At 60.5% G+C, this 22004-nt stretch carries 20 protein-coding genes; 9 read left to right on the top strand and 11 right to left on the bottom strand.

What is annotated here, in order from left to right; genetic code table 11:
* Position 1: 1 nt before the first annotated feature.
* The 8 genes from QP968_RS04480 to QP968_RS04445 form a co-directional block, all read right to left on the bottom strand.
* Positions 2-280 carry a monovalent cation/H+ antiporter complex subunit F gene (locus QP968_RS04480; protein ID WP_284855212.1) on the bottom strand — a complete coding sequence of 93 codons (279 nt, stop codon included), beginning with the start codon at positions 278-280 and terminating at the stop codon, positions 2-4.
* Positions 273-833, bottom strand: a complete 561-nt coding sequence (locus QP968_RS04475; protein WP_284855211.1) for a Na+/H+ antiporter subunit E — start codon at positions 831-833, stop codon at positions 273-275. Before QP968_RS04475 ends, QP968_RS04480 begins: the two co-directional genes overlap by 8 nt.
* A complete protein-coding gene (locus QP968_RS04470) occupies positions 830-2620 on the bottom strand; it encodes a Na+/H+ antiporter subunit D (protein WP_284855210.1) in 1791 nt (596 codons plus the stop codon). Before QP968_RS04470 ends, QP968_RS04475 begins: the two co-directional genes overlap by 4 nt.
* A complete protein-coding gene (locus tag QP968_RS04465; RefSeq protein ID WP_284855209.1) occupies positions 2613-3101 on the bottom strand; it encodes a Na(+)/H(+) antiporter subunit C in 489 nt (162 codons plus the stop codon). Before QP968_RS04465 ends, QP968_RS04470 begins: the two co-directional genes overlap by 8 nt.
* Positions 3101-6079, bottom strand: a complete 2979-nt coding sequence (locus tag QP968_RS04460) for a Na+/H+ antiporter subunit A (RefSeq protein WP_284855208.1) — start codon at positions 6077-6079, stop codon at positions 3101-3103. The genes QP968_RS04465 and QP968_RS04460 overlap by 1 nt, the downstream gene beginning before the upstream one ends.
* Positions 6080-6283: 204 nt before the next feature.
* Complete coding sequence (locus QP968_RS04455; RefSeq protein ID WP_284855207.1) at positions 6284-6853, bottom strand: acetyl-CoA acetyltransferase; 570 nt, start codon at positions 6851-6853, stop codon at positions 6284-6286.
* A 613-nt stretch (positions 6854-7466) separates the two neighbouring features.
* Positions 7467-8405, bottom strand: coding sequence for an endonuclease domain-containing protein (locus QP968_RS04450; RefSeq protein WP_284855206.1), 939 nt, complete (start codon positions 8403-8405; stop codon positions 7467-7469).
* 219 nt (positions 8406-8624) lie between these two features.
* Positions 8625-10064: a M20/M25/M40 family metallo-hydrolase gene (locus tag QP968_RS04445; protein ID WP_284855205.1), complete on the bottom strand. Its 1440-nt coding sequence runs from the start codon at positions 10062-10064 to the stop codon at positions 8625-8627.
* Positions 10065-10154: 90 nt separating this feature from the next.
* Here QP968_RS04445 and QP968_RS04440 point away from each other — a divergent pair, with 90 nt between their 5' ends.
* The 7 genes from QP968_RS04440 (at position 10155) to QP968_RS04410 (ending at position 17164) form a co-directional block, all read left to right on the top strand.
* Complete coding sequence (locus QP968_RS04440; RefSeq protein ID WP_284855204.1) at positions 10155-10643, top strand: hypothetical protein; 489 nt, start codon at positions 10155-10157, stop codon at positions 10641-10643.
* 75 nt (positions 10644-10718) lie between these two features.
* Entirely contained in the window at positions 10719-12689 is a 1971-nt protein-coding gene (locus QP968_RS04435; protein WP_284855203.1) for an OPT family oligopeptide transporter, read from the top strand.
* A 205-nt stretch (positions 12690-12894) separates the two neighbouring features.
* Positions 12895-14529: a chaperonin GroEL gene (groL, locus tag QP968_RS04430; RefSeq protein WP_269965974.1), complete on the top strand. Its 1635-nt coding sequence runs from the start codon at positions 12895-12897 to the stop codon at positions 14527-14529.
* Positions 14530-15030: 501 nt separating this feature from the next.
* Positions 15031-15240 (top strand): hypothetical protein, encoded by a 210-nt coding sequence (locus QP968_RS04425; protein ID WP_284855202.1) that lies wholly within the window; start codon positions 15031-15033, stop codon positions 15238-15240.
* A gap of 40 nt (positions 15241-15280) precedes the next feature.
* Positions 15281-15424, top strand: coding sequence for a hypothetical protein (locus QP968_RS04420; protein WP_284855201.1), 144 nt, complete (start codon positions 15281-15283; stop codon positions 15422-15424).
* Positions 15425-15582: 158 nt separating this feature from the next.
* Entirely contained in the window at positions 15583-16476 is an 894-nt protein-coding gene (gene ppk2, locus QP968_RS04415) for a polyphosphate kinase 2 (protein WP_034662138.1), read from the top strand.
* Between the two features lie 82 nt (positions 16477-16558).
* Positions 16559-17164, top strand: a complete 606-nt coding sequence (locus tag QP968_RS04410) for an enoyl-CoA hydratase-related protein (RefSeq protein WP_284855200.1) — start codon at positions 16559-16561, stop codon at positions 17162-17164.
* 352 nt (positions 17165-17516) lie between these two features.
* On the opposite strand, the gene QP968_RS04405 is transcribed toward QP968_RS04410, so the two are convergent.
* Positions 17517-17963 carry a MarR family winged helix-turn-helix transcriptional regulator gene (locus QP968_RS04405; protein ID WP_284855199.1) on the bottom strand — a complete coding sequence of 149 codons (447 nt, stop codon included), beginning with the start codon at positions 17961-17963 and terminating at the stop codon, positions 17517-17519.
* 79 nt (positions 17964-18042) lie between these two features.
* Positions 18043-18333, bottom strand: a complete 291-nt coding sequence (locus QP968_RS04400) for a rhodanese-like domain-containing protein (protein ID WP_284855198.1) — start codon at positions 18331-18333, stop codon at positions 18043-18045.
* A gap of 29 nt (positions 18334-18362) precedes the next feature.
* Between QP968_RS04400 and QP968_RS04395 the strand changes: the two genes are divergently transcribed.
* The gene (locus QP968_RS04395; protein ID WP_284855197.1) at positions 18363-19178 is read left to right on the top strand and encodes a hypothetical protein; all 816 of its coding nucleotides are present in this window, start codon (positions 18363-18365) and stop codon (positions 19176-19178) included.
* A 112-nt stretch (positions 19179-19290) separates the two neighbouring features.
* Here QP968_RS04395 and QP968_RS04390 read toward each other — a convergent pair whose 3' ends face one another.
* Positions 19291-19767 (bottom strand): inorganic diphosphatase, encoded by a 477-nt coding sequence (locus QP968_RS04390; RefSeq protein ID WP_284855196.1) that lies wholly within the window; start codon positions 19765-19767, stop codon positions 19291-19293.
* Positions 19768-20369: 602 nt separating this feature from the next.
* On the opposite strand from QP968_RS04390, the gene QP968_RS04385 reads away from it, so the two are divergent.
* Positions 20370-21992, top strand: coding sequence for a SpaH/EbpB family LPXTG-anchored major pilin (locus QP968_RS04385; RefSeq protein WP_284855195.1), 1623 nt, complete (start codon positions 20370-20372; stop codon positions 21990-21992).
* The last annotated feature ends 12 nt before the right edge of the window (positions 21993-22004 follow it).

The raw sequence follows: 22004 nt of genomic DNA, 5'->3' as shown, positions 1-22004 counted from the left end.
GTTACAGTGCACCGTCCCTCTTACGGAAGCGGGCGACGGACAGGGAGCCGATGAAGCCCAGCATGGCTACCACGAACATGGCGTTGACCACGGTGGTGTCTAGCGTCCAACAGATGTAGGTGGCCAGGGCGCATTGGATGGAGGCGACGATGCCGTCCATCGCAATGACGCGGTCCAGCGAGTTCGGCCCGATGATCAGGCGCCACGTGGTGACAAAAAACCCAGCCACGAGGAGGATCGCCGCGAAGGCGAGCACGGTGTTATAAATCGCGTCATCCATGTTTGGGGCCCTTTCGCTTCTCAAAAATCTCGATCATTGAGCGTTCCAGTTTCTGCACATCAGCCAATGCCTTTTCGACGTCATCTTGCGTCCCCGCCGACAACACGTGAATGGTCCAGGTGCGATTAGCCAGATCAATATCCGTCACACACCCACCGGGCTGGAGGTTATACGCGCAGGTGGCAAAGTACAGTGCCAGCTCTGAATCCAGGCGCATGGGAACCTTGAAGATGGCGCTGCGGGGTGGGTCCGCAGGGCGAATGGCCAGCCAGGAGACATTGATGGCAGCGACGATGAGCTGCCCGACCCAGCGGATGACAAAAACAAACAGCTTGGGTAAATCCACCCGGATACCACTGGTGGGCAGCTTGGGCAGGGGCAGCAGCATCGTGATGGCGGTGCCCAGCAGCAGACCCGCCACGGCGTTAGCCCAGGTGAGCTCGCCCATGAGCAGGATCCACATGGCTGTGAGCCAGACGATGAACCACGGACGGAAGCGGTCAGCGAGGTTACGGCCAAAGCGGCGTTTGGGGGTGAATCGAGTGGGGCTCATCGGGAGGCCTCCTCTCCGGTCGTCTTCTCGGCCGGCGTCGGTACCGGAACGGTGGTCACGCCGGCACTCGGTTCCTCGATGTGGTGGCGGCGGTTGGGGAGGGCATCGGAGTCGTCGTTAAGCGATCCTTGATCGAGCGTCCGGGAGGGGTTCGACCAGTCCGTGCCTAGAACCGCGGTGCGGTAGAGGTTGGTGTCGAAGGAGGAGTCCGCGGCGCGGCCGGTGATCGCGGCGATGGGGCCGGCGAGGAACGTGATGGCCACGGATGCCGCGACGAGCGTGGCGGTGGAGGCAAGCATTCCGGCGGGCACGCGACCGGCGTCCTGGCTATCTTCCAGCGAGACTGTGTCCGAGATGTCCCCGAGTGGGCTAACGCGGACGGAGACGACATTGCCTTCGGGGGCGTCTTTGCGGTCGCGAACGAAGGCTTTGGACCACACGATCATCATCGCGTACAGCGTGAGCAGCGAGGTAACCACAGCGCCGATGATGAGCACCCAGGACAGCCACGAACCTTCTTCAGCACCGGCCTGGATGAGCAGGACCTTGCCGATGAAGCCAGAGAACGGCGGGATACCGCCCAAGTTGAGAGCCGGGATCATGTACAACAACGCGATCACGGGCGCGGTGTACAGCAGTGAACCGAGGCGGCGCAGCTGGGAGGAGCCCATCTGACGTTCGATAAGGCTGACCACGAGGAACAGGGAGGTTTGCACCAGAATGTGGTGGACCGCGTAGAAGATCGCGCCACTCAAACCGTGCGGGGTGCCCAAGGCGACACCGAAGATCATGTAACCGATGTGGCTGACCAGGGTGAAGGACAGCAGACGTTTGATGTCGTTTTGGGCAAGCGCGCCCATCACACCGATGACCATGGTGGCCAGCGCGACCCACATGAGGAGGGTGCTTAAGGAGCCATCCGGGAACATAGTCATCTTCACCCGGATGATGGAGTACACACCGACCTTGGTGAGCAAGCCCGCGAACACAGCGGTGACCAGGGATGCGGCGGTGGGGTAGGAGTCCGGCAGCCACGCATCCAGCGGGAACACCGCCGCCTTGATGCCAAAGGCCACGAGCAAAGTGGCAAAGATCGCGGTGCGGGTGCCATCCGGGATGTCCTCAAACCGGATGCCCGCCTGCGCCATGTTCACCGTGCCCACGGAGGCGTACACCAGGCCGAGGGCAAACAGGAAGACCATCGACGACGCCATGGACACCATCACGTAGCTGATGCCCGCGCGCACACGCTGGGGCGAGGCACCCATGGTGAGCAGGATGTAGGAGGCAACCAGGAAGATCTCAAAGCCCACATACAGGTTGAACAAGTCGCCCGCTAGGAAGGACAAGTTCACGCCCATGGACAGCAGCATGTACACCGGCAGGAACACCTCAACCGGGTCATTCTCATTGCCGTCCCGGATACCCTGGCTGATGGCAAACCACATCACGCAAAACAGCACGATGGCGGACACAAACAGCATGATGCCGGAGAGCCGGTCCGCCACAAACGTGATGCCAATGGGGGCGTCCCAGCCACCCATCTGCAGTGTTTGAATGCCGGAGATATCCGCCACCAAAATCATGGACGCGGCGACACCGGCCAGCACCAAGAAGGTGATGAACGCGATATTGCGCTGCAGTCCACGGTGGCCACCAGCCAACAAGATCAGCCCGGCTGCCAACGCAGGGATGAGCACCGGCAGGGGAATCAGGTACGGCATGTAGGGGAGCAGGAAGTCAACGTACTGCTCAAAAAGCGTGGGAGCGTTCACCGCGCTATTCATCGTCGACCTCCTTCACTGGGCTCTCAAAGGAGCGGGGACCAAAGGCATCACCACTACTACTCATACGGCCGGTCTCTGGGTCATCCGACGCGTCCGCATCCGGTGCCGCTGCCGGGGTGGCGGGGCGGGCCGCAATGGCCTGGTCCTCCGCGTCGTGCTCAATCACATCGTCCGTGCGGTAGCGGTACTGCCTGTACATCAGCGCCAGGATGAAGGACACCAGCGCCATGGAGATCACAATCGCGGTGAGGATCATGCCCTGGGCCAAAGCGTCTGCGGATTGCTCAGCGGCTGCGGAATCGCGGTTCACAATCGGCGGTGCTCCAGCCTCCCCGCCGGCCTGCAGCAGGAGGAGGTTCGCGCCATTACCAATGAGCATGACGCCAAGCAGCATGCGCGTCATCGCCCGGTCCAACATCAGGTACACGCCGGCGGCAATCAGCACACCAGATGCGATGAGGAGGAACAGATTCGCTTCCATTACTTCGCCTCCTCAGAGTTGATCGGGGACACAGGGGTCTGAGCGGCCTTTGCAGACTTGGCCGCTTCGCGTGCCCGTCGGCGCTCCTCATTCTTCTGCTGCAGCGCGCGGGCACGATCGCGTGCGCGTTCCTTGCGTTCCTCTTCCTCACGGTCGATTTGTGCGCCAAGGGAAGTCAAGGTGTGCATGGTGGTGCCGACGACGATGGTGTACACGCCAGCGTCGAAAAGCAGGGCTGACGGGATGGTGACTGCGCCGATAAGCGGCAACACCGGCTCGATGTACCCGCTGGTCAACGGTGGGTAGCCGAGGAACATCGGGATCACCGCTGCTAGGCCGGAGAGCAGGAGGCCCGCGCCGAGCAGTTTCGACGGATCCACCGGCAGCGCCTCTTCGAGCTCCTCCCGACCACCGGCGAGGTAGCGCAACGTCAGCGCAAGGCCCATGACCAAGCCGCCGGCGAAACCGCCGCCCGGTGCGTTGTGGCCGGAGAAGAAGAAGTAAGCAGACAGCAACACCATCGCCGGGAAGAGCAGGCGGGTGACCACATCCACCATGATGGAGCGGTTCTGTGCCTTCTCGCCTTCCACGCCGGCGGCGAGCCAGCGCGGGCGGTGGGTGGACAACGTCGGGCGGCGCGAGTCACGAGTGAAGGATTCAGTGCGGTAAATCAGGCTGGCCACGCCAGTCGCGGCGATGACCAGAACGGAAATCTCGCCGAGAGTATCCGCGGCACGCAAGTCCACCAGTAGCACGTTCACGGTGTTGCGGCCGTGGCCGATGTCGTAGGCTAGATCCGGCATGAACCGGGAGATCGGCTCGGCAATGCGCGCGGACATCGCCGCGATAGCCACCACCACAACGGAGAAACCAGTGCCCACGGCCAGCCACGCGCGCAGGCGGTTGTCGGCATCACGGACATCCACCTCGGTGGGCAGCTTGCGCAGTACCAGCATGAACACCACCATCACAAGTGTTTCCACCAGCACCTGCGTAAGTGCCAGATCCGGCGCGCCATGGAAGGCGAAGATGACGGCGGAGCCGTAGCCGGTCAGACCCACCAGGATGACCATGGACAAACGATTCCGAATGATCGTCGCCGCCACCGCACAACTGATCAGCACCAGCACCGTCATGCCCTGCCAGGGGTTGTCCCACAGCTTCATGTGAACATCCGCGGAATCCCCAAACACCAGTGACGTCAGCGGCACCACTAACAGCACACTGAAAATCACGGCCAGGTTGATGGTCAAAGAACCGCGCTGCGTCGAAGCGGTCAAGCGAAGGCTCGCTTGTCGCAGTACCCGCAACATATTGTCCCAGAGCTCATCCGCATCGCCCAGTGCCGGACGCTCAAACTGCATCTTGTTCAGCAGCTCACGCTGCCAGAACATCAGCGCACCGGTAGCAATGATCACCGCGCTTAGCGCCAGCGGGACAGTAATGCCGTGCCACAGCGCCAGATCCTGGTGCTCGCCCTGCGGGAAACGCACGTGCAGATACTGGTTGAAAATCGCCGACAGGGGCTTGGGAACCAGACCGAACACAATGGTCAGCAGCACCAGCAGGCCTGGTGGAGCCCACTGCAGGAAGTTGATGGGTTTCATGGTGGCGACGGCGGGGGAGGTGCCGTCGAAAAGCTCGATGCATACGTCTTTGTCGTGCTTGCGCGCGAAGGCGCCCCACAGGAAGTACAGCGAGTACGTCATCGTGAGGATCGAGCCCGCGACGAAACCGACGAGCAGCACATTGCGCGGCATGCCCACCAGCAGTTCCTCGTGCATCGTCGTCTCGAGCACGGCTTCTTTGGCCACGAAGCCCCACAGCGGCGGGATGCCCGCCATTGACGCCGCCGCGAGCGTGGCCAGTACCGCAACCAGTGGTTCCTTGCGCCCAAGCCCGGAGAGTTCGCGGATGTCGCGCGTGCCGGCTGTGTGGTCGATCGCACCGACGATCATGAACAGCGCCGCCTTAAACAGCGAGTGCGCAAACACGAGCGCCAGCCCCGCGAGCATCGCCTCGCGCGAGCCAATGCCCACCACCGCAGTCATAAACCCGAGCTGCGACACCGTGCCATACGCCAGAATCAGCTTCAGATCGCGCTGCTTCAGCGCCATCCAGCCACCCAGCAGCATCGTGAACACGCCCGCCGGAAGCACAACCACATGCCACACGCTTATCGACGAAAAATCCGGCGCCAACCTTCCCACCACATACACACCGGCCTTCACCATGGCAGCGGAGTGCAGGTAGGCGGACACCGGTGTCGGTGCCGCCATCGCGCCGGGCAACCAGAAGTGGAACGGTGCCTGCGCCGATTTAGTGAGTGCGCCGAGCAGGATGAGCATCACCGCCGCGGTGATTCCCGGGATGTCCGCCAGGTTGGTCAGACCGGGGATCTCCGAGAACTTCCACACATTCGTCTGGGTGCCAAACAGGATGATGCCCACCAGCATGGCCAACCCGCCAAACGTGGTGACCAGCAGTGCCTGCGTCGCCGCCCTTCGTGAGGACGCACGCTCCCCGTAATACGACACCAGCAGGAAGGAGAGCACGGAGGTGATCTCCCAGAAGATGTACATCATCAAGATGTTGTCCGAGATCACCAGCCCGTACATCACCGTGGCAAACATGGTGAGCTCCGCCGCGAAGATACTCAACCGCCGCGGATTCGAATCAAAATAGCCCCAGCAATACAGCAACACTAGCGCGCCGATACCCAGGATGATCAGGCCGAACAGCCCCGCGAACGCGTCGAGCCGGAACTCAATATTCAGGTGCATCCCCGGCATCCACGGATACGTGGCCAGGATCTCGCCCCCGTTGTGGAATGTCCCCGCCGTGAAGTGGTACACCAACCAGAAAAACCCCGCCGCCGGCACCAGAGCCAACAAACCAAAAGCGGGCCTGCCTAGCGTACGAACCAGGACTGGCGCCGCCGCAGTTGCGGCAATGAGCGCGATGAGCAGGGTGATCACGGTGTCACGGCCCTCCCGAGAAGATCGATCAATCGGTTAAGGATGCAGCAGCTAACAAACACACCCTGCCAACTTGGGAAACACGTGAAACCAAATCAAAAGGCGCGTCATGAAGGCGCGGCCAACTTCAGACAGTCTACAGATTTTTACCCGATGGTGTCGTGGCAACAAAGGGTTGGCTTAGCTTTTGGCTTAGCTTCTGGTCTAGCCGTAGATGCGCTGCGCACCAGAGGCCATTGCGGAGGCAATGGAGATCTCGCTGGTCGTACCAAAACCGACAGCCCAAGCGGTGTTGCGCTCGTTGATCTGGTGAGCGACCTTGATGGCGGTGAACTTCGCCTCAAAGATCTCAAACTGGTGGAACTCGAGGATCTCAACGTAACGATCCTCCTCCGCCAACATCGCCGCAAAAGCGTGCGCCGGGCCAGAAGCCGTGACCTCACGGTGCTCCGTCTGCGGCGGCAAGGTCTTGGATGTGCGGGTGACATCCGCAGCGTAAGTGGTGTAGCACCAGTTCTCGCGGGTAGCGGTGATGTCGGAGAACTTAACCGTCGGCGTCGGCGCGTAGGTGGCAGTGAACAGAGACCAGGACATGCCCATGGCCTCTTCACGCAGCTCGCGCGGCAAACGACGCGACGTCTCGTAGCGCAGCTGGAACGGATCCAGAGCCTCACGCTGCTGGGTGTCCTGCTGCGGTGTCGGGGTGGAGGTGAATCCCTCGAAGCGAGTCTGGGTGGTCTGCTGGGTCTGAGTCTGAGTCTCGGTGTAAGACACGAGTATGTCCTTCTACGTTTGCGGTTTGTGTTGGGGGTGTACCGACTCGCTAGTACTGGGTGGCTAAGGACCACTACCCCACACCGCAGGGAGTCGGTTACTCCGCGTTGGGGTCGGTGGCCTTAATTACCACCGCTAGCGCTAGCGGCGCTAGGGCTCGTAGAAGAATCTGCTTTTGCATGTCTGTGACAGTAGCCCACCCGTCTGGTGATGCGCAACACACTGGGGGCAACTTTTTCTGACTATTTCGTCCATTTTTGACATTGTCGCAGCTCAGACCCCTTGGTGCTGTCTCAAAAAATCTACCTCCGATCCCACTATGTGGAACGCCTTGATGGTGGGCTCGCTCTGCATTGCATCCTGCACAGCGTCCGTCCTGCGCCCGTGCTGCGTCACCCAGTTCCGCCTAGCTCCACCCAGCATCACCGCCCAACCCCCAATCACGCAAAACCCGAACTTTAGAACCCGAACATCACTGCTTTTTGGCCGAAGTTCGGGCTCTAGAGTTCGGGGTTTGGCTGGGCAAGGGGCGACGAGAGGGGGTGGCAAGGGGTAAGAGGGGGCGGGAGGGGGAAAGTGGCGGGGGGATACAGGCATGGAGTCGGTCTGACCTTTAGAGGGTCCGGCTTGGCCGGGCGGGGGTGAGGATGGGGCCGCGGTTCTGGGAGCGTCGATAAGCAGTGATGACGCGCTGGACACAGTCATCCTCATCGCGGAGGATATCGGCGGGGAACAGGCGGATGACCTCGTAGCCCTGCTCGCGCAGCCAGTTTTCGCGGCGGAGCTGTTTCATCACCGTTTCGTGGGGGAGGTCCTCGAACTTCATCGCGCCGTCGATCTCAATGACGAGCTGATCCCACAGCAGATCAACGCGCACGCGGTGCCCGATCCGCATCTGCGGCTGTGTCGTGATGCCGTGCTCGGTGAGGATGATGCGGAAGAGCGATTCATAGGGTGACTCCGACAGTGAAATACTCATCGCGAGCGCCTCCCGTGCCACCGCGATGCCCTTCTTGCCGGTCAACCGCGCGATAGTTGCTGCGATCTGATTCTGTTTTACCTGCACGTTGATCGGTGCTTCGCCCTCCAGCCAACTGTCCAGCGCCGCAACGCCGTGGCGCAGACCATGCAGACGAGCGATATCGACGATCGTCCTTTCCACCGTCGTTGCCCGCACGATGCTAGAGCCGGTGCCGTCGCTGGCCTGAAACGTGTTGTAGTCCATGTCCGGGATGATCATGTGGTGGAACATGGTGCTAGGTGGCCACTTCTGCATGGAAGGTGGCTTGCCCGAGGTGTGGGCAAGTTCGACGACCTCGTCCTGCAGTGGGAGAACCCAGTGCTCGAGGAACTGGGCGGCGGAACGTCCGACAAGGATCGCTTTGTGTGAGGCTGTCGCAATCGCATAACACCTGAGATAATTCTGCTGGTAGCGCTTGAGCTGGTTCCAGTCCTCGGCTGCGATGAATTTTGTAGCTGAGAGTTTCACGCATTCCTGGTGCTGGGCCTGCCCGCGCGGCAGGAGTAAGTCGCGCAGCTCAATATTCTTCATTGGTCCCCCCTGTGGTCCCCTTATGGTTGCGCTCCCCCGAGCGCTCTTAGGGGGACGTTAGCAGAGCTTGGGCGAGGCGGTACTCGGTATGCAAGCGTTGATTCTCCCTAGAAAACCCAAACCCCGAACCTTAGAACCCGAATACTGGCCAAAAAGCGACGAGGTTCGGGTTCTAGAGTTCGGGGTTTGCTGGAAGTGGGAAAGGGCCCCGCCCTAGCCCTACAGCGACGCCACGCGCTGTAGGAACTTGGCCTCCGCGACGGCGATGCGTTCGATCTCGTAGGGGTGGACGGACTCGTCGACCGAGTGGATGCCGGCCTGGTTGTCCTCCACGCCGTACATGGCAATCGCGGCGTTGGGGAAGTGCTCCTGCAGGGTCGCGGTGAGCGGGATGGAGCCACCGGAACCGACAGTGACCAGGTCAGTCGGGGCGGTGACGGTGGGGTCAGAGCCGGCGGTTTCTTGGTAGGCCTCCTGCAGGCATTCGCCGAGTAGGGCGATAGCTGGTTGGGAGGGGTCGGTGGCAAAGCCGTTGTTGATGTCGAAGATCTCTACGGACACCTTGGCGCCCCACGGGGTGTGGGCGATGAGGTGCTGCTTCAGGGCCTCGGCGGCAGCAGCGGGGTCCATGCCGGCGGGAACGCGCAGGTTGAGCTGGGCTTCGGCGCGGGGAACGATGGCGTTGACGGCCTCGCTGACTGGGGTGGAGGTGAAGCCGATGATGGTGACGGCGGGGCGGGCCCACACGAGGTCGGCAACACCAGGAGCACCAGCCGAAGCAACACCAGCCGAAGCAACACCAGCCGAAGCAGCGCCAGCAGCACCCGACTCCACCCCACCCAGCAGGGACACCCCATCGAGGACACCGGCGTCGGCGCGGAAGGCTTCCGCGTCGTAGGGCTGACCAGGCCAGGTGGCGGTGAGGGCGTCGGAGAGGCCGTCGATGGTGGTGTGGCCGGAGGCGTCGCGAAGCGAATCGAGGGTGCGGATCAGGGCGGCGACCGGGTCGGGAGCGGGGCCGCCGAAGGTGCCGGAGTGGATGGCGCCGCGCAGGGTCTCCACGGTGACTTTGAGTTGGGCGCCGCCGCGCAGGGCGGTGGTCAGGGTGGGGGTGCCTACGGCGACGTTGCCGGAGTCGGCGATGAGGATGACGTCAGCTTCGAACAGTGAGGGCTTTTCCTGGATGAGCTTCTCCAGGCCACCACCGCCGAGTTCCTCAGAGCCTTCGACGAGGACGATGAGGTTGGCGGTGGGGCCGTCGGTGGCGTCGATAAGCCGCAAAGCCTCGAGGTGCATGGCCACGTTGCCTTTGCAATCGGCGGCGCCGCGCCCGTACCAGCGGCCGTCGCGTTCGGTGAGGGTGAAGGGGTCGGCGGTCCATGCGACGGGGTCGCCGGCGGGCACGACGTCGTAGTGGGAGTAGAGGAGGACGGTGGGGGCGTCGTCGCTCACATGCCGGCGGCCGATGATCGCGTCAGCCTTATCGACGGTCGCGTGCCTCTCCACCTCCAACCCCCTCTCCGCCAGCGCCGCGGCCACCCAATCAGCGGCAGCTGCATGCTGATCAGCCAATTCAGGGACTGAGTGAGGGGAATTAAAGGACACGAGTGCGGACAGGTCGTTGAAGATCCGTTCGCGGTTCGGGCTAAAAGTGCTCATGTTTTTGAACGTACCACCGGGGAGCGAAACGGCAGTTGCGTGGCTAGGATCGGGCCTACTTAAAAGGACCTCAACCTAGAGGAGGCCGCGATGCTAGAGGATTTCCAGGACCTGTTCGCGCGTCTGTTCTCGGACCTACTCGAGAACAAGTTCGTGTTCGTGCTGTTCGGGTTTTTCGCGCTCTCGATTGTGTGGCCCGTGGTGCGCAAAAACTTCGACAAAGTGGTGAAGCGTGAGTACGGGCATGTGGTGGCGGTGGATATTTCGGTGACTAGGCGCCCGCTGTCCAGTAGGAACTCGGAGCCCATGCACACGCGGATGCTCGTGCGCATGGGGTCGGGGGAGGAGCTGCTGACCAGGTGGGATGACTCGACGGGGAGGCGGCGAAACGGCATCAGGAAGCAGGTATTCCAGGGCAATTGGATCAACCTGTACGCGCCGAAGATCAATGTGCCACCAGAACAGCAGGAGGCAGCTATTGAGCAGATGAAGGCGAAGTTCTACCGCTTTGAGCTCCCGCAGCCGACGTCCGTGGTGGTGCTGCGCCGGAAGAGCGGCAGGTTTGATCTGGAGTTCTAGCTCTACCGGTTTCCACCTTTAGTAGGGCAGGAGTAACATCCCACCAGTCTGAAGGCATCCCAAGAAAGGCTCAACATGGACAACCGGACGCAACTGCGCGAGCTGACGCTGCGTGGCATCATCATTGGTGGCCTGATCACGCTTGTGTTCACTGCAGCCAATGTGTACTTGGGCCTCAAGGTGGGGCTGACGTTTGCTACGTCCATTCCGGCGGCGGTCATTTCGATGGCGGTGCTGCGCAAATTCGCTGGGCACAATGTGAAGGAAAACAACATTGTGCAAACGATTGCGTCCGCAGCAGGCACGCTGTCCGCGATCATCTTCGTTCTGCCGGGCCTGGTCATGATCGGTTACTGGCAGGGCTTCCCGTTTTGGACGACCACACTCGTGTGCGCACTCGGCGGCATCTTGGGCGTGATGTTCTCGGTGCCGTTGCGTCGCGCGCTGGTCACGGGATCGGACCTGCCATATCCGGAGGGTGTCGCCGCGGCGGAGGTACTCCGCGTGGGCGATGGGGATCCGAGCAATGAAGAGAATGTGAAGGGCCTGCGCACGATCGTCGTGGGTGGCCTCGTCTCCGCAGCGTACGGTCTGCTCGCCGCAATGAAGGCGGCCGCGAGCGAAGTCGCGGGCGTGTTCAAGTTCGGCCCGGGGGCCACGATGCTCGGTGGCTCGCTCTCCCTCGCGCTTATCGGTGTGGGCCACCTCGTGGGTATGACGGTGGGTATCGCCATGCTCGTGGGTGTGGTCATTTCCTTCTTCGTTCTGCTTCCATGGCGTACATCAATGCTTATCGACGCCTCCGCTACCGACCTCGCCGACATCGTCACCACCACCTTCTCCTCCGAGATCCGTTTCATCGGCGTGGGCACGATGGCGGTGGCCGCACTGTGGACCCTGATCAAGATCGCCGGCCCGGTGGTCAAGGGTGTGAGTGCCTCCCTGGCCAGCTCCCGCAAGCGCGCGGCCGGCACGGAGGTGGATGTGACGGAGCAGGACATTCCGTTCCCGATCGTTCTGGGCATCATCTTGGTGTCCATGCTTCCTATTGGTTTCTTGCTGTGGGATTTCCAGCAGGGCACGGACATCCATGAGCATGCGGTGAGCCTGACCATTATTTCGGTTCTGTTCATTCTCATCGCGGGTCTGGTCATTGCTTCCGTGTGTGGTTACATGGCTGGCCTCATTGGTGCGTCGAACTCGCCGATTTCCTCGGTGGGCATCATCGCTGTGATTGCGTCCGCGCTGCTCATTGCGGCGTTCATGGCGGGTACGGATGCGAGTGCGTCCTCGCTGGTGGCCTACACGTTGTTCACGGCGGCGATTGTCTTCGGCATCGCCACCATTTCCAATGACAACCTGCAGGACCTCAAGACTGGCCAGCTCGTCGGCGCCACCCCGTGGAAGCAGCAGGTGGCCCTGGTCATTGGTGTGATCTTCGGTTCCGTGGTTATTCCGCCGGTGTTGCAGCTCATGCTCACCGCGTTCGGCTTCCAGGGTATGGAGGGTGCCGGTGCGGATGCGTTGGCGGCGCCACAGGCGGTCCTGATGTCGTCCGTAGCAACGGGCATTTTCGACGACTCCTTGGACTGGAACCTCATCTTCCTCGGCGTGGCCATCGGTGGTGTGGTGATCATCATTGATGAGGTCCTGGGTGTGACTACCAAGAAGAAGTACGCTCTGCCGCCGCTGGCCGTGGGCATGGGCATGTACCTGCCGGTCGCGGTCACCGTGATGGTGCCGGTCGGCGCGCTGCTGGGTTACCTGTACAACCGCTGGGCATCAGGCCAGCGCAACCCGCAGTCCGCGATCCGCATGGGCACGCTCGGCGCCACCGGCCTCATCGTGGGTGAGTCCCTCTTCGGCGTGGTCAACGCCGGCATTATCGCCGCCTCGCAGGGAGAGAGCCCGCTCGAGATTTTCGACGGTGCCCGCGGGTCCACCGCCCTCGGCGTCATCCTCTTCATCGCCGCGGTTGCCTTTATCTATAGGCGCACCGCGCACTCGGCGAAGGATCTGCCCGCAGCTGTGGCGGCGGAGAAGTAGCAGCGTCTCGCGCCCTACCTTGCACTCGGGGCCGTTGACTGCTAAAAAAGGCTTTAGCACTCCAGCCAAGTGAGTGCTAAAAAGTCAATTTCGAGCGGGTGAGGTTGGTAGCGCTCACCATCCGTGCCGTCGCGGGCGCCTGCTTGGACCTTTTAGACGTGAGAGTGGCGTCGCCTTTCCTATATAAGAGGAGCAACAAACTCACATGGCAAAGATGATCGCATTCGATGAGGAAGCACGCCGCAGCCTTGAGCAGGGTCTGAACACCCTGGCCAACGCTGTGAAGGTGACCTTGGGGCCGAAGGGACGCAACGTTGTCCTGGAGAAGTCCTGGGGTGCGCCGGCGATCACTAACGATGGTGTGACCATCGCTAAGGATATTGAGCTGGAAGATCCGTACGAGAAGATCGGTGCGGAGCTTGTTAAAGAGGTAGCGAAGAAGACTGATGATGTTGCCGGTGACGGCACCACCACCGCTACCGTCCTCGCCCAGGCTCTCGTGCGTGAGGGCCTGCGCAACGTGGCTGCTGGCTCGAACCCGATGGGCATCAAGCGCGGTATCCAGGCTGCAACGGACAAGGTGTCCCAGATTCTTCTGGAGACCGCGAAGGAAGTAGAGACCGAGGAGGAGATCGCCTCCACCGCGGGTATTTCTGCGTCCGACCCGGACATCGGTAAGAAGATCGCCGAGGCAATGTACGCCGTGGGCAACGGCTCCGTGAACAAGGAGTCCGTCATTACCGTTGAGGAGTCCAACACCTTCGGCGTTGACCTTGAGGTCACCGAGGGTATGCGCTTTGACAAGGGCTACATCTCCGCTTACTTCGCCACCGACATGGAGCGTGGCGAGGCTGTCCTGGAGGACCCGTACATCCTGCTGGTTTCCGGCAAGATCTCCAACGTCAAGGACCTCCTGCAGGTTCTGGAGCAGGTCATGCAGTCCGGCAAGCCGCTGCTGATCATCGCCGAGGACGTTGAGGGTGAGGCTCTGTCTACCCTCGTGGTGAACAAGATCCGTGGCACGTTCAAGTCTGTGGCGGTGAAGGCGCCGGGCTTTGGTGATCGTCGTAAAGCAATGCTGCAGGACATCGCGATCCTCACTGGCGGCCAGGTCATCTCTGAAGAGGTCGGCCTGAGCCTGGACACCGCTGACCTGTCCCTGCTGGGCCAGGCACGCAAGGTTGTGATCACGAAGGAAGACACCACCATCGTCCAGGGTGCTGGAGACCAGGCTCAGATCGAGGGCCGTGTCAAGCAGATCCGCGCTGAGATTGAGAATTCTGACTCGGATTATGACCGCGAGAAGCTCCAGGAGCGCCTGGCCAAGCTCGCTGGCGGTGTCGCCGTGATCAAGGTTGGCGCTGCCACCGAGGTCGAGCTCAAGGAGCGCAAGCTGCGCATCGAGGACGCTGTCCGCAACGCTAAGGCCGCTGTTGAGGAGGGCATCGTCGCCGGCGGTGGCGTCGCCCTCCTGCAGGCTGCCAAGTCCCTGGAGGACAACCTCGGCCTCGAGGGTGATGAGGCCACCGGCGTGAAGATTGTCCGCGAAGCCATCACCGCTCCGCTCAAGCAGATCGCCCTCAACGCTGGCCTGGAGCCGGGTGTCGTCGCCGACAAGGTAGCTAATCTGCCTACCGGCCAGGGCCTTAACGCCGCCACCGGTGAGTACGTGGACATGATGGCCGCCGGCATCAACGACCCGGCCAAGGTCACCCGTTCCGCACTCCAGAACGCCGCCTCCATCGCCGCGCTCTTCCTCACCACTGAGGCAGTCGTGGCCCAGAAGCCGGAGCCCGCAGCCCCGGCCATGGACCCGGAGGCCATGGGCGGCATGATGTAAGCACTTATTGCTTATCGACGAACCGGCCCCCGCGCACTGACTTATCCCCGCGCGGTGGCCGGTTTCGGCGTTTCTTAGCGTGCTACCGTTCGCGTTTTCTTACAGTCCCTCCTTAGTGTCAGGGAGATTGCGTCCTGCTCACCCCCAAAAATACCCCCGTATTGGGGAAGTAGGAAAATTAAAATGAAATAGATTAGGGGCGAAAATGCAACATCGATTTAGTGATGCCGGACGTTACGCATCCGTGACGTACTTTTTTCTCCATTAATTTTCCCTCATGAAAAGGTGCAGGTCAGCAAATGTTTCTGGCTCCTGTTAATTCAATGTTCAACTTCTTAGTGATGTCTAAGTTTGAGGAAGTTCGTTGTGGAAACTAAAAGTTTCGTTTGCGGGTCCTGTGTTTTGTGGCAGGATTGCTCCTGTGACGCCCGATCGGGGTGTCTGACACTCAGAAACCCTCATCGGTGAAAGAAACCGGTGACTTTCGTAAGGAGATACAACATGGATGTCAAGGACATCATCTGGCACCTCGAGAACTTCATCAACACCAACAAGGGTTGGAACGACTTCCTGGGTGGCCTGACCAAGTTCTTCGGCCAGTGGGATGAGTACCTGAAGTGGGTTCAGGAGAAGCCGGGTCAGGGTGAAGGTGGCTTCGCTAAGGGTGCTGGCACCCTGAAGGACCTGTTCGCCGGCTCCTCTTCCAAGTAAGTAATTCACCTTTCACGAATCGATCCACAAGGAGTTAAAAATGGAAAACTTCACCAAGTTCATTGACGGTTCTTCCAAGTTCTCTGACGGTCTTGGCGAGATCATCGAGACCACCTTCAAGTTCATCATGCCGCTGGTTAATTCCGCTGAGGGCCTCGTCAAGCTGCTGAAGCTCCTCCCGTAGTAGGAGCCAGCGCTGCTAGGTCACTAGCAAGCACATGAATCCCGTCGCTTCGTGCGGCGGGATTTTTTGTTGGGGTGGAGGTGGTGGCGATAGGCGAAAAGTGCATCCGTACTCCCGCAGTGGGGCGTGGGAAGCGATGGGTGACTACACTGGTAGGCATGGCCAACGATGACGATATGCCGATGATCGACCTCACCCAGACCGAGGGCTACTACGTCGACGATTCCGATGAAGATGACCCGGTGCTGCTGCAGGCGGACGGCACCCCGATTGAAACCTGGCGTGAGAACTATCCGTATGACGAGCGCATGACGCGCGACGAATACGAAAAGACGAAGCGCGCGCTGCAAATTGAGCTACTGAAGTGGCAGAACTGGACCAAGGACACTGGCCAGCGCCACATCATCATCTTTGAAGGCCGCGATGCTGCCGGTAAGGGTGGCACCATCAAGCGCTTCAATGAGCACCTCAACCCGCGTGGTGCACGCACGGTGGCGCTGGAGAAGCCGTCACCGCGTGAGTCCACGTCATGGTACTTCCAGCGCTACATCGAGCACTTCCCAGCCGGTGGCGAGATCGTCTTCTTCGACCGCTCCTGGTACAACCGCTCTGGCGTGGAGCGCGTCATGGGCTTCTGCACCGAGTCCCAGCACGCAGAGTTCCTGCGCGAGGTGCCCATGCTGGAGAACATGATCCTCGGTTCCGGCATCTCCCTAACCAAGTTCTGGTTCTCCGTGACCAAGAAGGAGCAGCGCACCCGCTTTGCTATCCGCCAGGTCGACCCGGTGCGTCAGTGGAAGCTCTCGCCGATGGACCTTGCCTCCCTGGACAAGTGGGATGACTACACCCGTGCCAAGGAGGAGCAGTTCCGCTACACGGACACGGATGAATCCCCGTGGATCACCATTAAGTCCAATGACAAGAAGCGCGCTCGCCTGAACGCGATGCGCTACATCCTGTCTAAGTTCGAGTACACGAACAAGGACCACAGCGTGGTCGGCGAACCCGATCCGTTGATTGTGAAGCGTGGTCGCGACCAGATCGGGGACTAGTTTCTAGGGTTTGAGGGCCAGATGCCATGTGTATCTGGCCCTTTTTCATGCGCAATTTGTGCCTGCGTTTTACGCTAATAACGTGTCTATCCGCATCACCTGGCCCGCAGAGGGCATCGCACAGCTCACGATCGATCGCGATGAGAAGCGTAATGCGCTGAGCAGCTCATTGCTGAACTCGCTTATTAGTGCCTTCCAGCACACCCTCACCTCCCACCCCTCTGCCATTGTTCTCACTGGCGCTGGCTCGTGCTTCAGTGCCGGTGCGGACCTTTCGGAGGGGAATCCAGAGGATATTTATCCCGCATTGGTGAAGCTGATTGATCTCATTCGCACTACTCCCATCGCAGTGATCGCTTACGTCAATGGACCTGCGATCGGTGCAGGCGCGATGCTCGCTGCTGCCTGCGATATTCGCGTGGTCAGTTCATCTAGTTTCTTTGCCATCCCCGTGGCGCGCATGGGTGTGAAGGTGGACCGCCAGTTGGCCGAATCGATGACAGCACTTCTGGGGGGTTCCCGTTCCCGCATGCTGCTCATGACCGGGGCGCGTCTCTCTTGCGCCGACGCTGTTTCTTGTGGCTTCGCGGCAGCGGAGGGTGATGTCGAGGCTGCCGTGGAAGTAGCGCGTGTTTGTGCATTCGGCGACCCGGAGACGATTGCCTCGATCAAGGAATCATTCGCTTAGCCCCGTAAGCGTGGCCTTTTTGTTGCGCTTTCTCGCGCGCTGGTGGCAGCGTGGGTGTGTGGGCTGGGAGCGATGTGGACAAATGTGTCCGTTTAAGCGCTTGCGATGAGCTGGCCAGTGGGAATGGGGTCATCCCGAGTGGACACACTGTGTGTCCGCTTTGAAATCAAGGTTCTTTGCAGGTCACAGTCTTGCGTGGTTGCTGACGGACAGATTTGTCCGCATGCTGATTTGCCATATATAGGCCGAAGAGAGGCCGGAGAGAGGCCGGAGAGAGGCCGAGGATAGGCAGAATGCGGGACGAATATGGGCAGAATGTGGGCCGAATATTGGACGGGCCGCTTTTCGTGTTTTAGGGGTGGTCGGAAGAGTGCATGATGGTGCGGGAGAGTTTGCGGAGGTGCTTGAGTTGCTTCGTGGTGGCGTCGTCAAGCGCGCGATCTTCAGCGGCCTCCACGAGCTTGGCTAACTCCGAGTGAATCTTGTGCCCCTTCTTCGTGGGGGTGACAAGCTGGCGGCGGCGATCCTTCGGGTCGCGCTTGCGCTCCACCCAACCTTGGCGCTCCAGGGAATCGATGAGTCGGACCATGTCAGAGGCGTCGACACTCAGGAGCTCTGAAAGCTGATTCTGGCTGGCGGCGTGCTCGAGGGTGCACGTGAGCACCCAGAACTCGCGCATCGTCGTCTTGTGCTTGGCTAACGCGGCCTCTACCTCGTCCTTCGTGGCACGACGGACCCGTTCGATCTGGAAAGAAGGGGACTGAATGAGCCCGGCGGGGAGGTCGAGATTCTTGGACATGGCCCTAATCTATCAGTAGTGGGGAAGTCCTATGGTTGGTACTGCTCGACCTTCCATCGGCGCCGCCACTCGGCGGGAGTTACTCGGAAGGGAGACCCGCTTCGGTCCACGCTTGGGTGCCACCCTCAACGTTGATGACAGGGTTTTCGGTGAGCGTGGAGAGGTACTGCTGGGCCTCCGCGGAACGCCCGCCGGCCTTACAAATCACGTACACAGGCTGGGAGAAATCAATCTTGTCCGTCAAAGCCGCAAGGTTGGACAACGGGAGGTTGACCGCGCCGAGGGCGTGGATGTGGGAGAACTCGTCGGGCTCGCGGACGTCGATAAGCTGAGCATCCTGGGGAACTTCTGTGACCTGTACTGAACGCATGGAGACAGTCTAGATGTAAAGTTTGCGGTATGTCTGGACAGTCTGGGGTGCGCAACGAGCGGCGGCGATCCCCAGCCCGGCGACCCCGCGCGAACATCGCGCCCCCACCCGAGCAACGGCGATTCAAACCGCAACCCGCGCGCGTGTACAAACGGCGCCGGTGGGGCGCGTTCTACCTCATGCTCCTGCTGGTGCTCCTGTTCATCCGCTGCTGCGTGCCCAGCGAGCACGACCGGGAAATGAAAGCCCGACAGGAATTCTTCGAATCCTTAGCGCCGACCGCGAGTGTTGAGGCCAGCGAGTCAGTAGACAAGTCCCGTCCCGTGGAGATCATCATCCCAGCGATCGGCGTGCGCGCGAACTTCTCAGACGGGGCCTGCCGCTTCCACCACGGGGTCCTGGACCCGGAATCTTCCTCGGAGGCGTGCATCTTTACCGCGGAGAACAAGCCATACCAACTCCCGGGATCCGCGGCGGAGGACATTGTGGTTGTTGCTGGTCAAGCCGATGGCGATGGGCTGGCGGTGTTTTCTAAGCTGTGGTCTGACTCCGCCGGTGAAGCGGGAGTGAGCCTGAATGATGCTCTGTACCTCCGGACCGAAGCTTCTGGAGACAAGTGGCTGAAATACCAAGCGACTGACTTCCACTCGGCGGAAGAGGAAGGCCTCTCCCAGTCCGCTGACATCTGGGGAGCCGGGCCCATGCCGGGGAGGTTGCTGACCATTAGCGCTATTCAGCCGGAGGGGGCTGGTGCTGGTTCTGGTTCCGGTTCTGGGCAGGTGCGGAATGCCGTTGTTGGGTGGCAGTTCACCGGGGTTGTGCCTGCCGAGGCGGTGAGGGAGTAGCGAGTCTGGGGGCGTGGGATCCGGGTGTCCTATGTGGGGTGGACAAAGCAAAGCGCACAGGTCGGTGGTGACCTGTGCGCTGTGGGGGCTGAGCTGGAGGGTTTAGCCCGGTTTAGCCCTTGTAGTTCTTGAGGGAGTCCTCGAGGATCTTCTCGGCCTCAGCCTTGTCGCCCCAGCCGGAGCCAGTGACTTCCTTGTTCGGCTCGAGGTCCTTGTAGTGGACGAAGAAGTGCTCGATCTCGTCTTTCAGGAAGTCGGAGACGTCGGAGATGTCCTGGTAGTGGTCGAAGCGGACGTCGTCAAGCACGCAGAGCAACTTGTCGTCGCCGCCGGCTTCGTCGGTCATCTTGAAAACGCCGAGCGGACGAGCCTTGACAATGACGCCTGGGAAGACCGGCTCGGGGGTGATGACGAGGGCGTCCAGTGGGTCGCCGTCGTCCGCAAGCGTGTGGTCAATGAAGCCATAGTCGAGCGGGTATGCCATCGGGGTGAACAGGTAACGGTCGAGGTAGACCTTGCCGGTCTCGTGATCGAGCTCGTACTTGTTGCGGGAACCCTTGGGGATTTCGATGGTGACTTCAATAGCCATGCGGTGCTCCTTGTCGTGTGAGTTGGCCTTCGTTCTGGACCTATCGTAACTATCGCGGTGAGCGGGAGGTGTATGGACTTATGGCAAGCGGTGGGAAAGGGGGCGCAGGAGGTGTCAAACTACCCCCGTTTATGGCGATTTTTCAAGCTAAGAAAACCTCGAATTCTGAGGCCGAATTATGAGAATTGGGTGTATTTAAATTATCTGGAACCTAAGAGAAAGCCCAGTTCGTATAGCGCTTACGTATTGCTGATTGGGCATAAAAGTTTGTTATGTTCACCCTATACATCCTCCTTAGGGGCCGAAAATCGGTCGCTTGATTGAATCTTGCCCTCCCCCCTTTCCTTAAGTTCCCCTTAGGAAAATGCCCTTTCTGGCCCTACAATACAAAGTTGCTCCGAGAATTTATGGAGGAAGCTGGCAGTTGCGCAGCCCCCACCATGGCCTCGCGAGAAACGCACCCTGCGGGTGCGGGGAACCTATCCAGGTTGGGGTGCTGCAAGGAAAACGCACCCGACTCGAGGAAATTCCTTGGAACATCCTTGCCGTCGGCTGAGGCAGCTTGGCGGCCTAAAAGAACAGTCTCTGAAAGGCAGACACACATGGCAACCAACTTCACTAAGAAGACTGCTGCTATTGCCCTGGCAGCAGGTCTCGCATTCTCCGGCTCCGCTGGCGCTGTTTTTGCGCCGGTCGCAAGCGCGCAGAGCCTCGCAGACATCAACAAGGCAAAGGTCTGCATCAAGATCCACAAGAAAGTCGGCGCAAAGACTCACGGTAACCCGAACCCGGACGGCTCCGCAGTGGAGAACGTTGATGGTCAGCCGCTGGCGGGCGCAAAGTTCACCCTGCGCAAGCTGAACTACGACCTGAGCAAGGAAGCTGACTTCGCTGAAGCAGCTAAGTTGCAGAAGACCGAGTCTGGTCTCGCAGACATCCCGGAAAACCGTTTGGGCGAGATCATCGGCACCAAAACCACTGATGCTAGCGGTCTTGCAGCGTTCGACAACATCCCGGCAGGTGCCTACCTGGTCACTGAGGAGCCGCCGGCAGACGCCAACGGCGCAACCTACATCCCGTCCGCTCCGTTCATCGTCTTCGCACCGATGGCTACGACAGACAACAAGTGGAACCGCGTTGTCCACGTCTACCCAAAGAACACTGAGCTGAAGGCTGTCAAGGAAGTCAAGGACAAGGGCAAGAACCCGATCCAGGATGGCACCGAGGGCACCGAGAAGAACAACGTTCTTGAGTACTCCGTTACCTCCCCGGTTCCGTACCTGCCGCCGAACCGCAAGCTCACCGAGCTCAGTGCTGTGGATATCTACAAGGCCGGCGACTTTGTTAATGGCCTGAACATCGACAAGGTTGAGATCGTTCGCGCTGACGGCACCCGTCAGGCTCTGAACGCTAACCAGTACACCGTCGCCAACGGCACTGAAGAGGTCGTTGAGAACGGCAAGGTCGTTGCTGACACCACCCGCACCGTGACCGTGAACGATAAGGCCATCATTGACTCCCTTAAGGGTGGCGACAAGCTCGTTGTTACCCTCAAGGGTGAGGTCCGCAAGATCCAGCAGAACAATGCAGGCGAGGGCATCGAGGACGGCGAGGTGACCAACTTCGCTCGTACCACCGGTAAGACCAAGGTCACCGGCCAGCCGGGCTCCAAGGACAAGCCGGAAGAGCCGTTCGAGACCCCGAAGACCCGCGTTGAGTCCTACTTCGCAGCTGTTCGCGTGATCAAGTTCGAGAAGGACGAAGAAGGCAAGGAGAAGAAGCTCGACGGCGCAGTCTTCGACGTCTACTCCGTGCCGGCTGCCAGCGCATGCACTGACACCAACAACCGCACCATGATCAAGAAGGACTTCAAGGTCACTGGCGGCGAGGCTGTCATCAACGGCCTGCACGTCACCGACTTCGTCGATGGTAAGGCTGTGACCCCGGGTGTTGAAACCAACAAGTTCTGCATCGTGGAGACCGCTGCTCCGTCCGGTTACACCCTGGACACCACCCCGCGTGAGCTGAGCGTCACTAAGAAAGATGCTCAGAACCCGAAGACCGAGAACAAGCTGACCTTCAGCTCCACCGCCAAGGTTGAGAACAAGAAGCGTCCGAAGTTCGAGCTGCCACAGACCGGTGGCATGGGTGTCGCAGCCCTGATCCTGGCTGGTCTGGCACTTCTGGGTGGCGGTGCTTTCGCAGCACGCCGCAAGAACGCCTAAACCTAGGCGGAT

The organism is Corynebacterium sp. MSK041, assembly GCF_030232265.1.
Taxonomy (GTDB): domain Bacteria; phylum Actinomycetota; class Actinomycetes; order Mycobacteriales; family Mycobacteriaceae; genus Corynebacterium.
The sequence above is the reverse complement of the archived record's forward strand: the minus strand, read 5'-3'. Positions and strand labels throughout refer to the sequence as shown.